The sequence below is a fragment of the Azonexus hydrophilus genome (genome assembly GCF_905120355.1).
In the GTDB taxonomy this organism is placed as follows: Bacteria; Pseudomonadota; Gammaproteobacteria; order Burkholderiales; family Rhodocyclaceae; genus Azonexus.
The window spans coordinates 83,650-96,086 of sequence record NZ_CAJHOB010000006.1 but is presented as its reverse complement, the minus strand read 5'-3'; the positions used below and the strand labels follow the sequence as shown (position 1 = coordinate 96,086).

Here is a 12,437-nt window from a genome sequence, read left to right as displayed (position 1 = left end):
ACACGATTCAGCGCGCCACCTCGATCACACTTGCCAGCAAGGCAGCCAGTAGATTGGCCGTACTCGCAAAGCGGTCACGATCAGGGTTGTATTCGACGATTTCGAGTGCCGTGAAACCTGGCAGACCGGCAATCCACCTGAGCGCCGTCCGCACATCCTCGGCACTTAAACCGTCAGGCTCGGGCGAACCGACGCCAGGGGCCAACTGGGGGTCGATGGCATCGAGGTCAAGTGTGACGCCGAATGGCCCGCCCCCGGTAGTCACAATCGCCAGAGCACGATCCAGGCAAGCCGAGAAACCGTCGCGCTCCAGCTCGCCAGCGGCAATCACCCGCACCCCCAGGCGCTGCAGCAGCTGACATTCCTCGGGCTCGAAGCTGCGCGCACCAAACACCACACTGCGTCCAGGATCGATCTGCCTACCGGGGATTCCCAGGTGCAACAGGCGTTTGTCACCTTGTCCCAGCAAACAGGCGAGCGGCATGCCATGTACTGCACCGGAATAGCTGCTGGCCGGCGTATGGCTGTCGAGATGGGCGTCAATCCACAGTAGCCCCGGGGGAGTGCCGAGATGACGCGCGACACCGCTCCAGGTGCCAATCGCCACCGAATGATCTCCCCCCAGCACCAGCGGAAAATCCCCCGCATCCAGTGTGGTCGCCACAACATCTGCCAGCCTGCGGCACACGCTGGCAATGCGCTGTATGGGCGATGCCTCCTGCGGCGCAAACAAGGTTTCACCCCAGTGCACATGCGCCCGCCCGCTCATCACCTGCCAGGCATGTGAGCGATGAAAGGCTAGCGGCCCCGCAGCGCAACCTTGATCCTGCGCCCCGACACCACTGGCCGCACCGATCACCCGAAATCGCCGTCCTTCCGACATGCTGCGCTCCATTTGCATTTAACCTGCCCTGCGGCTAGGATCGAGTTTCCACGCACCCACCCTAAGGAGTTCGTTCATGAAGGTCAAGGCAACGATTCAACGTGGTACCCGCTACCTGTGCACCAAGATCGGCGAGATCGTCATCGCCGTGGAACAAGTGGCGGTCGTCAAAGGTTTGGCCATGTGGGAAGTGGAGCGTGAAATCGCTGCCGGCATCAAGAAACGCATGATCGTTTCGCAACGCGCGCTGCTGCCGCTGCAAGCGGCCTGAGTCTTGCCCCGCACCGAGATTTCATGACCGGATCCGCCGCCGCGCCTGTCAGCTGTACCTTGAGTGCGGCGCTGCGGCAAGAACTCGACACCCTCGCCGCTGCCGGTCTGCACCGCCAGCACCGCATCCTGGAGTCACCCTGCGGACGGGAAATCCAGGTGGCCGGGCAAAAACTCATCAACTTCGCCAGCAACGACTACCTCGGACTGGCCGCCCATCCGGTGCTGGCGACGGCGCTCGCAGAAGGAGCCCAGCGCTGGGGTGCCGGCAGCGGTGCTGCGCACCTGCTGAGCGGTCACCTGACGCCACACTCCGAGCTGGAAGCGGCATTGGCAGACTTCACCGGTTTTGCCCGAGCACTTACCTTCAGCAGCGGCTACCTCGCCAACCTGGCTGTCACACCCACCCTGGCCGGGCGCGGTGCCGCCGTGTTTGCCGACAAACTCAACCACGCCTCCCTGATCGACGCCATGCAACTGGCAAAAACCCAGGGCGCGCACGTACAACGCTACCCCCACGCCGATCTGGCGACCCTGGAACGGCTGCTTGCCGACAGCACCGCCCAGCGCAAACTGATCGTCACCGACAGCATTTTCAGCATGGACGGCGACCTGGCGCCCCTGCCGGCGCTGCTTGCCCTGGCCCGCACTTACGACGCCTTCCTCATCGTCGATGACGCGCACGGTTTTGGTGTATTGGGGCCGCAAGGCCGGGGCAGCCTGGCGCATTTTGCGCTGCCAGCAGATCCACGCCTGATCCTCATGGGGACTCTGGGCAAGGCCGCCGGCGTCGGCGGTGCCTTTGTCGCGGCTTCGGCAGAAGTCATCGAGACCCTGATCTGCCGCGCCCGCAGCTACATCTTCACCACCGCCAGCCCGCCAGCCATTTCCTGTGCGCTGCTGGCGAGCCTGCGCCTGATCGAACAGGGTGATGCGCTGCGTCAGGCCCTGTTTGCACGCATCCAGCAATTGCGCCTGGGCCTGCAAGCACTGACCGCAGCCAGCGCCTGGCGCCTGCCGGCGTCGCTGAGCGCCATTCAGCCGCTCATCATCGGCCCCAATGAAGCCTGCCTGCAACTGGCCAACGCCTTGATGGAAAAAGGATTCTGGGTGCCTGCCATCCGCCCGCCCACCGTCCCGCAAGGGAGCGCACGCCTGCGCATCTCACTCTCTGCAGCCCACACGCCGGCTGACATCGACGGCCTGCTGGCGGCCCTGCAGGCGCTTGCAAACTAGCCCCCCCGGAACGGCGTACCGGTCCGGGCGCAACTCAGGCTGATGGTCTGGCTGGACGTAAGCGGACTCAGTCGTTCAGTTCAATCTGCCCGCTGACCTGGGTCGTCAATAGACTCTCTCCGGCTTCCAGCGGCGCTGGTGCAGCATCGGCCGCCATCATCCTGGCCGCACGAAACACCGGCATCGGCACCTGCCCGCCCTGTTGCGCTACGGTAAGCTGCTTGATCTTCCAGGATTTACCCAGGGCAGAGGCAATCACCTCGGCCCGCGACTGAAATGCCTTGATGGCGTCACGGGTCGCATCGTCTTCGGTACGGCGGCGGGTTTCAGGCGAAGGCATCTGCACCACCTGCGCCACCGCCAGCCGACGCTGCTGTAATTCGCCGATGAGATGTGACACGGCGGCCAGATCGCGCGACTCCAGCACCAACTCGCTGCGCATGCGCCAGGTCTCGATTTTCTGTTTTTCGCCATAGACCGGATAAGTCGACTGATTGCCGCTCTTAACCGAAACCTGCGGCCGGCTGCCGATCAATTGCAAGGCTGCATCGATGTCCCGATTCACCTGCCGGGCAATGTCGGCGGGGTTGCTGCCCTGCGCTTCGCTATAAACGACGGCGCGCACCTGATCGTTGCTTGCCGTCCGCGACGCTTCTGCCGCCAGATCGATGAGCGGGCCTGCCCACACGGGTGAAGCCAGCAGATAACCGGCCAGAACCAGGGAAACACGACGCATGGGAACACTCCTGCACAATTGGAAAGCGGCCATCTTAACCAGCAGTGACAGGAGTAGTGTGGGGAAAAAGGTAAAAACTTGTTGCCTCTAAAACGATATGACTCGTTTTCCTTGTCCCCACCCCTGCCTTTTGTAATACTTGCCGCCCATGAGTCCGGCCATTCCCCTCGTGCTGCCCGAGCAGCACAACCAGAACGACACCCCTGCCGAAGGCACTCGGCGCATCATCGATGGTGCCGAGCGCGTGTTTTACGACGGCTACTGGATCAAGGTCTATGTCGTCCCGGCGGATACGCTCGAAGCGAAAAAACGCCTGATCGATGCGCTCACCCGCCGCCTCTTCAATCATACCGAGCATGGCCTGAACATTCCCGGTACCCGGCTGGGAGAAGCGCGCCTGGCATTCGAGCGGGAAACCGATCCGGCCCGTCGCCGCATCAAGGGCGCCATGCTGGCGGGCGCTCTGTTCAACCGGGCAGCAGATATCTTCCGCAAGCTGGTTGAGTTACAGACCTGCGGCATCGAAATCCTGAGCGACAATCCGCTCATGCGTGAATGCGGACGCTGCCTCCTGGAAGCCATGGAACTGGGCAAGAATGTCCTGCACCGCAGCGGCGAGGAAGGCATCGACGAGCTTTGGGGCGAGCCCTTCCGCGCCTTTTCGATTCCGCTGGAAGACTTCTACGAGAGCCGTTACATCAAGATCGGCCAGACCATGCGCGACATTGACCGGATCGCTGCAGCCATGATCGGTAACCTGGCCCGTCTGCCCGCCTTTACTGCCGCCGAGCCCGCCATTATCGAACTGGCCAGCACGGCGAAGATCAAGACGGAAACCTTGCGCACCGACCCGGATATCTTTGATGTCTGGTCAAGCATGGTCACCGCTGGCGAACGCCTGACCAATCTGGTGCCACAACCGACGGCAGCAACCGGCTGCAGTGTCTGCCACGACGCGATGGAAGGCTTGCACCTTCTACGCCAGGGCCGTGATCTGATCTTCTACATCACCCGCGCCCGCACACCCATGCCGAAAAGCACGCGCGAATACATTTCTCGCTGTGAAATCTACCGCGAAACCGGACACGCACCGCTCGCCTTTTTCTGCCACGACTAGGCAAGTTTTCGCCCTGCCTGGCGCCTGCATCGGCGCAATGGACCCAACATAAACGGGGCTTCCGCCTCAGTTTGCAACACAGCGGTTACGGCCGCCGGATTTCGCCTCATACAGCAGATCATCCGCCATGCGGAAGGTTTCCTTGACCCAGCCAACTGCCGGCATGACGCGAATGGCGCCGACAGAAACCGTCACGCGACCGGCTTCATTCTTTTCGTGCGGCAGATTGAGCGCCGCCACCGCGTCCACCACCAATTTGCCGGCACGCTGGTGGCCGTCCACACCCGCCTCCGGGATCACGATGGCGAACTCCTCGCCACCGTAACGGGCTGCAAACACGCCGCGAGCCCAACCTTCGGCGTTGATCTGTTCGGCCACTTCTTCCAGACGGGCCGCCACCTTGCACAAGCAATCGTCGCCCGCCAGATGGCCGTAGTGGTCGTTGTATTTCTTGAAATGATCGACGTCGATCATCAGCAAACCGAAGGAATAACCGTTCTGTACGGCACTTTCCCACAGCAGGTCGACCCGCATGTCCATGGCCCGGCGGTTGTACAACCCCGTCAGGCCGTCGTGATTGGCCTGATCCTGCAGCCGGTTGTTGGCCTGAGCCAGGCGCGAACGCAGGGTGGCAATGCGGCTCATTGCCTTCATCTTGGCCTGCAGCACGCTCTCGGCCACCCCCTTGGAGATGAAATCGTCACCGCCGGCTTCGATCGCAGTTACCAGATTGTCATCGCTGTCAGTGGCGGTCACGAAGATGATCGGCGTCCATGCCCACTGCTCATGCCCTTCCAGACTGCGAATCCGGGTCGTGGTCTCGAACCCGTTCATGCCCGGCATTTCGATGTCCATCAGGATGAGATCGAAACTTTCTTTCTGGAAGAGTTCGATCGCCGTCGGCCCATTGATGGCATGACGCACTTCGTGCCCGAACGACTCCAGACGTGCCGTCGTAATCATGGCAATCGCGCGCGAATCATCCACCAGGAGAATTTTCATCGTTATAGGTTCCTCCGACCAAACCCGGGCAAGGATACCTTCTGCGCCAGTTTATGGATAGTACAAAAGGTCACACCCGCCGCTTTTTGCCATGAAAACCTCACATTTCATTTACAGTTCTTGACATAGCCATGGCCCAGCGGCCGCTAACATGCTGCGATGCTTTTCCATGCAGCACCATGAATCTCTCACACAAATTCATCCAGATTATTCGCAGCGGCCGTCTCAATGCACTGCGCCGCCTCTTTGACGCCGGTCTGCAACTGGACCTGCACGACCTGCAGGGTGACGCCGCGCTGGCAATGGGCATGGCCTGTCACATGGGGCACAAGGAAATCGTGCGCGAGCTATTTACGCGTGGCGTTCCGCTCAACCTGCCCGACAACCGTCATCCCACCTCACCGCTGAGCATGGCCATTCGCGGCAAACAGCCGGAAACGGTCCGCCTTCTGCTCGAGCTGGGGGCGGAATTGCCAGACGATCTGCCCTGCGGCCTATCTGCCAACGAAATCATGATTGCCCGCTGGAAGGCACAACGTGACGGCCATGCCCGCATACCCAAGCTCGCCCCTTTCACTTTGCCGGATATCGAGGAAATCGAGCTCGCGGGATGTGCCGGCATCGACACATCGGTCCTGGAAAGCGACGTCATGCAACTGAGCCGCAACATGCGCTGACAGCGGCACGCGCTTCGTCATCAGGGTGTAACACACGGCACGCAGACTACTGCAATTTGCCCCCTCACACCGACCATGACGCCTATACTTGCGCCATTGCCCTCCAATCCATGCGCCATGATTCCCGTTGCTCCGCCTCGCTTCCCGCCACAGAACTACCTCAACCGTGAACTGTGCCTGCTGGCATTCAACCGCCGGGTGCTGGCACAGGCTGCTGATGAACGGATACCGCTGCTGGAACGACTGCGTTTCCTTTCCATCGTCTCCAGCAATCTCGACGAATTTTTCGAGATCCGTGTCTCCGGGCTGAAAGAGCAGATTCGCTCACAGATGTCGCTCGCCACCATCGATGGCAAGACCGCGCAGGAGACCTTTCGTCTGGTCGCCGCTGAAACGCACGCCATCGTCGAGGAACAGTACGCTCTGTTGAACGAAGTCATTCTGCCCGCGCTGGCGCAGGAAGGTATTCGCTTTTTCCCCCGCGCGGCCTGGAATGAAGCGCAACGAGAGTGGATACGCAATTTTTTCCAGCGCGAAATGGTGCCGGTCCTAACCCCGATCGGACTCGATCCGTCGCACCCCTTCCCGCGCGTACTCAACAAGAGTCTTAATTTTGCTGTGGAACTGGAAGGCAAGGATGCCTTCGGCCGCAGCTCCAAGATCGCCATCGTCCAGGCGCCGCGCGTCCTGCCGCGAGTCATCCAGCTGCCGGAGGAACTTGCCGGCTGTGCTTACGGATTTGTTTTTCTTTCGTCCATCCTGCACGAGTTCGTCAACGAGCTGTTTGTCGGCATGAGCGTGCTGGGCTGCTACCAGTTCCGCGCCACCCGCAACTCCGATCTATTCGTCGATGAAGAGGAAATCACCAATCTGCGCACCAAGCTGCAGGGAGAATTGCCGCAGCGCCATTTTGGCGATGCCGTTCGGCTCGAAGTCGCCAACAACTGCTCGCCCCCCATCACCGATTTCCTGCTCGCCCAGTTCGGGCTGCAGGAGGTCGACCTTTACCGGGTCAATGGCCCGGTCAACCTGGTCCGCCTGATGCAGGTGCCAGACCGGGTGGACCGCCCGGACATGAAGTTTTCCTCTTTCCTGCCCGGCATTCCGAAAAACCTGGGCAAGGGAAGCAACATTTTCGCCAGCATCCGCCGTGGCGACATCCTGCTGCACCATCCATACCAATCGTTCGTCCCGGTCATCGACCTGCTCAGCCAGGCCGCCGTCGACCCCAGCGTGGTCGCCATCAAGATGACGGTGTACCGCACCGGCACCGATTCGGTACTGATGGAATCGCTCATCCGCGCCGCGCAGAATGGTAAGGCAGTGACGGTAGTAGTGGAACTGATGGCACGCTTTGACGAAGAAGCCAACATCGGCTGGGCCACCAAACTCGAGCAGGTCGGCGCACACGTGGTGTATGGCGTCGTCGGTTACAAGGTGCACGCCAAAGCGCTCCTGATCGTGCGCCGTGAGGACGGACAGCTGCGCCACTATGCCCACCTCGGCACCGGCAATTACCACCCGCGTACCGCCCGCCTCTATTCCGATTTCGGCCTGCTTACCGCCAATGAAGAACTCACCCACGACGTATCGGAAGTCTTCAAGCAGCTGACCGGTCTAGGCAAGGCTCGTACCCTGCGCCATCTGTGGCAGGCCCCGTTCACCCTGCAACCGAATATCGTCGCTGCCATCCAGGCCGAAACGGAGGCTGCCAAACGCGGCGAAAAGGCACACATCATCGCCAAGATGAACTCGCTGGTCGAACGCGAAGTCATCCAGGCGCTCTATGACGCCTCACAGGCTGGCGTGACGGTTGAACTGATCGTGCGCGGCATCTGCATGCTGCGCCCCGGCGTACCCGGTCTGTCGGAGAACATCCACGTCTGTTCGGTCATCGGCCGCTTCCTGGAACACCACCGGGTGTTTTATTTCTACGCGGGCGGACAGGAACTGGTTTATCTCTCCTCCGCCGACTGGATGGAACGCAATTTCTTCCGCCGCATCGAACTCGCCTTCCCGATGCTCGATCCCAAACTGAAAAAGCGGGTCATCAACGAAGGCCTGAAGCCTTACCTGCAGGACAATCAGCTGAACTGGGACATGGACGGCAACGGGCACTACCAGCGGCGACGCAAGCCGCGCAGCAAACCACACAACGCGCAAGGGGAACTGATGTTGCTGCTCGGCGGCTGAGCCTGCCGCAGTCCAGCCTGGCCGGAGGCGGGCCTGGCACGGAAATAGTGCGCCGGGAGAGCGGTTTTCCGGCTGGACAGGAGATTACTTGTCTTCCTTGTCCGCCGTCGGAAAGCCGGTAAACATTGAGCGCGTCTGGGTTTGCAGCTGATCCTGCATGGACTGGAACATTTTCTTCGACTGATCCATGTAGGTAGACATCACATTCTGCATGGCCGGCTGCTGGAAGTTGAGGAACTGGTTCCAGAAATCAGCCTGGATATGCGAGGCATCGCTGCCATAGACATTGCGCGTCTGCTCCTGCAGTTTCTGCTGGAACTCGATAAAGGTACGCATGTTGTTTTCCAGGTAGCGGCCCAGCATGTTCTGCGAGGCACTACCGTAGAAACGGATGAAACCGGAAAGCAATTCACAGGAAAACAGGGGCACACCGCCAGTTTCCTCTTCCAGGATGATCTGCAGCAGGATGCTGCGCGTCAGATCTTCGGCAGTTTTGGCATCAAGCACCTTGAAGCCTTCGTATTTCAGCACCAGCTCCTTGACGTCACCCAAGGTAATGTACGCACTGGTTTTGGTGTCATAAAGACGACGATTGGGGTACTTCTTGATCAAACGAACCGGTTCAGACATGCCGAATGCCTCAAATACCTTTGTGTGCAATGCAGCATTATAGCCCCATCCAGCAGGCGAAAAAAGCGTGATTTGCCACTCCGCGCAGGTCAAACCCTCTGTTTATAGTCGCCTTTCCTCCCGCTTTCTCCTTGTTCCACTGCGCCGAATCGGCGAAAATTACCCGTTTCGCAGCTTGCTGCCCTATCTGCCAACCGATTCACCAAGGATTATTCATGTCCGCACCCTCGCAATCCAACGCCGCTGATCAGCATCTCGACGAAAACCACATCATGGCCGAACGCCGCGCCAAGTTGGCCGAGCTGCGCCAAGCAGGCATCGCCTTCCCCAATGATTTCCTGCGCGAAAACCTCGCGCAGAAGGTGCACGACGGTTACGGCGCAAAAACGGCGGAAGAACTGGAAAGCCTGCCGGTCGAAGTCAAGATTGCCGGCCGCATGATGCTGAAACGGGTCATGGGCAAGGCAGCCTTTGCCACGCTGCAGGACGTCTCCGGCCGCATCCAAATCTATGTCGCACGCGACAAGGTGGGCGAGGAAATCTACGCTGGCTTCAAGACCTGGGACCTGGGTGACATCCTCGGCGTGGTCGGTACGCTGATGAAAACCAAGACCGGCGAACTCACGGTTGCCGCCAGCGAAATCCGTCTACTGACCAAATCACTGCGGCCGCTGCCCGATAAATTCCACGGTCTGGCCGACCAGGAAATGAAATACCGGCAACGCTACGTCGACCTCATCATGAACGAAGAAACACGCTTCGTTTTCCGCGCCCGCTCCGCCATCGTCGCCTCGATCCGCAATTACATGCTCGGCCACGGCTTCATGGAAGTGGAGACGCCGATGATGCACCCGATCCCCGGCGGCGCTTCCGCCAAACCCTTCGTGACGCACCACAACGCACTCGACATGCAGCAGTTCCTGCGCATCGCCCCGGAGCTGTACCTCAAGCGTCTGGTGGTTGGCGGTTTCGAAAAAGTGTTTGAAATCAACCGCAACTTCCGCAACGAAGGGCTGTCGCCGCGCCACAATCCCGAATTCACCATGATGGAATTCTACGAGGCGTATGCGAACTACCACACGCTGATGGATTTCACCGAAGGGCTGATCCGCCAGTCCGCCCGCGAAGCTCTGGGCAAGGAAGTTTTTGAATATCAGGGGCGGGTACTCGACCTGTCCAAACCCTTCCACCGCCTGACGATCTGCCAGGCCATCCAGCGCGAACAACCGGATTTCACCGATGCGCAGTTGGCCGACCCGGAATTCCTCAAAACCAAGATCAAGGCCTTTGGCGAGCCAGTCAAGCCAGGCGGCCTCGGCAGTCTGCAGCTGCAGCTGTTCGAAGCCTGCGCTGAAGCCAAGTGCTGGGAGCCAACCTTCATCATCGATTATCCGGTCGAAGTGTCGCCGCTGGCCCGCGCCTCCGACAGCAACCCCGAAATCACCGAACGCTTCGAGCTGTTCATCGTCGGCCGCGAAATCGCCAACGGCTTCTCCGAGCTGAACGACCCAGAAGATCAGGCGGCCCGCTTCCTGGAGCAGGCCAAGGCCAAGGACGCTGGCGACGAAGAAGCCATGTACTACGACGCCGACTTCATCCGCGCTCTCGAATACGGCCTGCCGCCGACGGGTGGCTGCGGCATCGGCATCGATCGACTGATCATGCTGCTGACCGACAGCCCGGCCATCCGCGACGTCATTCTGTTCCCGCAGATGCGTCCCGAATAAGGACGACCGACGGCACATCCCATGGCAGTCCTGACCCCGGCGCGCCTCGAATTCAACCCGGATGGCACGCCGGTGTCCGCCGCCTACGGCGATGTTTATCATTCCGCCCACGGCGGCCCAGCGCAGGCACGGCATGTCTTTCTTGCCGGCAACGACCTGCCCCGGCGCTGGCAAGGCAGGGATCGCTTTGTCATTCTGGAAACCGGCTTCGGCCTCGGCTTGAATTTCCTCGCCACCTGGCACGCCTGGCAGGCCGACCCACTACGTAGCCGACGGCTGCACTTCGTTTCCTACGAAAAGCACCCTTTCAGCGCCGCTGATCTGGCCATTGCCCAGCGGGCCTGGCCTGAATTTTCCGCCCTCGCCGCACAGCTGCAGCAGCAGTGGCCGGTGCTGACGCCCGGCGTACATCGCCTCTATTTTGCCCAACGCCAGGTCGTTCTGACACTCTTTTTCGGTGATGCCAGCCACTTGCTGCGCGCCACCGATGCCGCCGTCGACGCCTTCTATCTAGATGGTTTCTCGCCGGCAAAAAACCCTGACCTGTGGTCAGACAACGTGTGCAAGGCCATTTCCCGTCTGGCTGCGCCCGGCGCCACCCTGGCCACCTGGTCGGTCGCCGGCGCCTTGCGGGAAGCACTGCGGGCAGCCGAATTCGATCTGCACAAACGCCCTGGCTTTGCCGGCAAACGCGAGATGCTCTGCGGCCAGCTACGCTCGCGCCGCCCCGACCGCCATCAGCCGCCTGACGAACGCCGAGCGGCCATCATCGGTGCCGGCATCGCCGGTTGCACCACCGCCCACGCCCTGGCCGCCGCCGGCTGGCAAGTGGACATTTACGACCAGGCGGCGGCGCCGGCCACCGGCGCGTCCTGCAATCTGGCCGGGATGCTGCGCCCCCTACCCAGTGCCGATGACAACTATCTCTCCCGCCTCACCCGCGCTGGCTTTCTTGCCACCCGCGCCTTGCTCGCCGAACTACCGGCAGCTCGCTGGGCGCCGTGCGGGGTCCTCCACCTGGCGCGCGAAACCATGCACGCAGCAACGCAGCAGCGGGTGGTGGACAACCTGCAGCAGCCCGCCGAACTACTGCAGTTTCTCGACCGCGACCAGGCCAGCGAACTGCTCGGCTGGCCGGTCGATATCGGCGGCTGGTGGTTTCCCGGTGGCGGCTGGGTGAATCCAGCTTCCGTCTGTCGTGCTGCGCTGGCTGCTTTTCCGGAGCGCATCCGCAGCCACTATGCCGTGCCGATCACGCACTTCGAACACACCCCCGAAGGCTGGCGCCTGCATGCGGCAGACGGCTCGGCCAGCAGCCCCGTCCCGACCCTCATCATCGCGGCGGGGGTCGGCGCCACCGATTTTGCGCAGTTGAACTGGTTGCCGCAGAAGTCCGCCCGCGGGCAGGTCAGCCATCTTCCTGCCGGGCCGTCGCTGCCGTTTGTCGTCAATCGCTATGCTTATGCCCTGCCGCAGATTGATGCGCACCGCCTGATCGGAGCCACCCTGCAATACGCCGACAGCGATCCCTCCGTGCGCACGACCGACCACGCCGACAATCTTGCCCGGCTGCAGCTTGGCCTGCCGGCCTACGCTGCGACAGCAGCACTCGATCCGGCAACGCTGACGGGCCGGGTAGGCTGGCGCCCGATGTCGCCGGACCGGCTACCGATCGTCGGCGCAGTGCCTGCCCCGCAATCCATCCACGGCACCCCGCGCCTGCCCGCCCTGCCCCGACAACCCGGTTTATGGTGTGTCCAGGGCTTCGGTAGCCGTGGCATCGTCTGGTCGGCGCTGATGGCAGATCTGCTGCTGTCGCGCCTCGAAGGCGAACCCTTGCCTCTGGAAACCGATCTCGTGGCCGCCATTGATCCCGGCCGCTTTTTGCTGAAACCGGATCTCGGGTCGCAGGCCAGCGGCGGGCGCACAGCACTGCGCTGAATCATCACTGGCAGGCAAGACAGCG

At 61.4% G+C, this 12,437-nt stretch carries 11 protein-coding genes; 7 read left to right on the top strand and 4 right to left on the bottom strand.

Annotated elements, in window-relative coordinates; genetic code table 11:
• Window positions 1-7: 7 nt before the first annotated feature.
• Window positions 8-883 carry an arginase gene (locus JYJ39_RS06260; RefSeq protein ID WP_240189565.1) on the bottom strand — a complete coding sequence of 292 codons (876 nt, stop codon included), beginning with the start codon at window positions 881-883 and terminating at the stop codon, window positions 8-10.
• A 76-nt stretch (window positions 884-959) separates the two neighbouring features.
• On the opposite strand from JYJ39_RS06260, the gene JYJ39_RS06255 reads away from it, so the two are divergent.
• Together JYJ39_RS06255 and bioF are read left to right on the top strand one after the other, a co-directional pair.
• Window positions 960-1,154 (top strand): hypothetical protein, encoded by a 195-nt coding sequence (locus tag JYJ39_RS06255; RefSeq protein ID WP_205202968.1) that lies wholly within the window; start codon window positions 960-962, stop codon window positions 1,152-1,154.
• A gap of 23 nt (window positions 1,155-1,177) precedes the next feature.
• Window positions 1,178-2,389 carry an 8-amino-7-oxononanoate synthase gene (bioF, locus tag JYJ39_RS06250; RefSeq protein WP_205202966.1) on the top strand — a complete coding sequence of 404 codons (1,212 nt, stop codon included), beginning with the start codon at window positions 1,178-1,180 and terminating at the stop codon, window positions 2,387-2,389.
• A 67-nt stretch (window positions 2,390-2,456) separates the two neighbouring features.
• On the opposite strand, the gene JYJ39_RS06245 is transcribed toward bioF, so the two are convergent.
• On the bottom strand, window positions 2,457-3,125 hold the full coding sequence (locus JYJ39_RS06245; protein ID WP_205202965.1) for an SIMPL domain-containing protein: 669 nt from the start codon (window positions 3,123-3,125) through the stop codon (window positions 2,457-2,459).
• Window positions 3,126-3,273: 148 nt separating this feature from the next.
• Here JYJ39_RS06245 and JYJ39_RS06240 point away from each other — a divergent pair, with 148 nt between their 5' ends.
• Entirely contained in the window at window positions 3,274-4,242 is a 969-nt protein-coding gene (locus tag JYJ39_RS06240; RefSeq protein ID WP_205202962.1) for a hypothetical protein, read from the top strand.
• Window positions 4,243-4,308: 66 nt separating this feature from the next.
• On the opposite strand, the gene JYJ39_RS06235 is transcribed toward JYJ39_RS06240, so the two are convergent.
• Window positions 4,309-5,244, bottom strand: a complete 936-nt coding sequence (locus tag JYJ39_RS06235; protein ID WP_205202960.1) for a GGDEF domain-containing response regulator — start codon at window positions 5,242-5,244, stop codon at window positions 4,309-4,311.
• 179 nt (window positions 5,245-5,423) lie between these two features.
• Here JYJ39_RS06235 and JYJ39_RS06230 point away from each other — a divergent pair, with 179 nt between their 5' ends.
• On the top strand, window positions 5,424-5,921 hold the full coding sequence (locus tag JYJ39_RS06230) for an ankyrin repeat domain-containing protein (RefSeq protein WP_205202958.1): 498 nt from the start codon (window positions 5,424-5,426) through the stop codon (window positions 5,919-5,921).
• Window positions 5,922-6,038: 117 nt separating this feature from the next.
• Complete coding sequence (ppk1, locus tag JYJ39_RS06225; protein ID WP_205202956.1) at window positions 6,039-8,114, top strand: polyphosphate kinase 1; 2,076 nt, start codon at window positions 6,039-6,041, stop codon at window positions 8,112-8,114.
• Between the two features lie 84 nt (window positions 8,115-8,198).
• On the opposite strand, the gene phaR is transcribed toward ppk1, so the two are convergent.
• A complete protein-coding gene (phaR, locus tag JYJ39_RS06220; RefSeq protein ID WP_205202954.1) occupies window positions 8,199-8,744 on the bottom strand; it encodes a polyhydroxyalkanoate synthesis repressor PhaR in 546 nt (181 codons plus the stop codon).
• Between the two features lie 215 nt (window positions 8,745-8,959).
• Between phaR and lysS the strand changes: the two genes are divergently transcribed.
• Together lysS and mnmC are read left to right on the top strand one after the other, a co-directional pair.
• A complete protein-coding gene (gene lysS / locus JYJ39_RS06215) occupies window positions 8,960-10,471 on the top strand; it encodes a lysine--tRNA ligase (protein ID WP_205202952.1) in 1,512 nt (503 codons plus the stop codon).
• 21 nt (window positions 10,472-10,492) lie between these two features.
• On the top strand, window positions 10,493-12,412 hold the full coding sequence (mnmC, locus tag JYJ39_RS06210; RefSeq protein WP_205202950.1) for a bifunctional tRNA (5-methylaminomethyl-2-thiouridine)(34)-methyltransferase MnmD/FAD-dependent 5-carboxymethylaminomethyl-2-thiouridine(34) oxidoreductase MnmC: 1,920 nt from the start codon (window positions 10,493-10,495) through the stop codon (window positions 12,410-12,412).
• Window positions 12,413-12,437: the final 25 nt, after the last annotated feature.

Coding starts and splice junctions, on each gene's coding strand:
- JYJ39_RS06260 (WP_240189565.1), bottom strand. CDS start 883: ATGTCGGAAGGACGGCGATTTCGGGTGATCGGTGCGGCCAGTGGTGTC.
- JYJ39_RS06255 (WP_205202968.1), top strand. CDS start 960: ATGAAGGTCAAGGCAACGATTCAACGTGGTACCCGCTACCTGTGCACC.
- bioF (WP_205202966.1), top strand. CDS start 1,178: ATGACCGGATCCGCCGCCGCGCCTGTCAGCTGTACCTTGAGTGCGGCG.
- JYJ39_RS06245 (WP_205202965.1), bottom strand. CDS start 3,125: ATGCGTCGTGTTTCCCTGGTTCTGGCCGGTTATCTGCTGGCTTCACCC.
- JYJ39_RS06240 (WP_205202962.1), top strand. CDS start 3,274: ATGAGTCCGGCCATTCCCCTCGTGCTGCCCGAGCAGCACAACCAGAAC.
- JYJ39_RS06235 (WP_205202960.1), bottom strand. CDS start 5,244: ATGAAAATTCTCCTGGTGGATGATTCGCGCGCGATTGCCATGATTACG.
- JYJ39_RS06230 (WP_205202958.1), top strand. CDS start 5,424: ATGAATCTCTCACACAAATTCATCCAGATTATTCGCAGCGGCCGTCTC.
- ppk1 (WP_205202956.1), top strand. CDS start 6,039: ATGATTCCCGTTGCTCCGCCTCGCTTCCCGCCACAGAACTACCTCAAC.
- phaR (WP_205202954.1), bottom strand. CDS start 8,744: ATGTCTGAACCGGTTCGTTTGATCAAGAAGTACCCCAATCGTCGTCTT.
- lysS (WP_205202952.1), top strand. CDS start 8,960: ATGTCCGCACCCTCGCAATCCAACGCCGCTGATCAGCATCTCGACGAA.
- mnmC (WP_205202950.1), top strand. CDS start 10,493: ATGGCAGTCCTGACCCCGGCGCGCCTCGAATTCAACCCGGATGGCACG.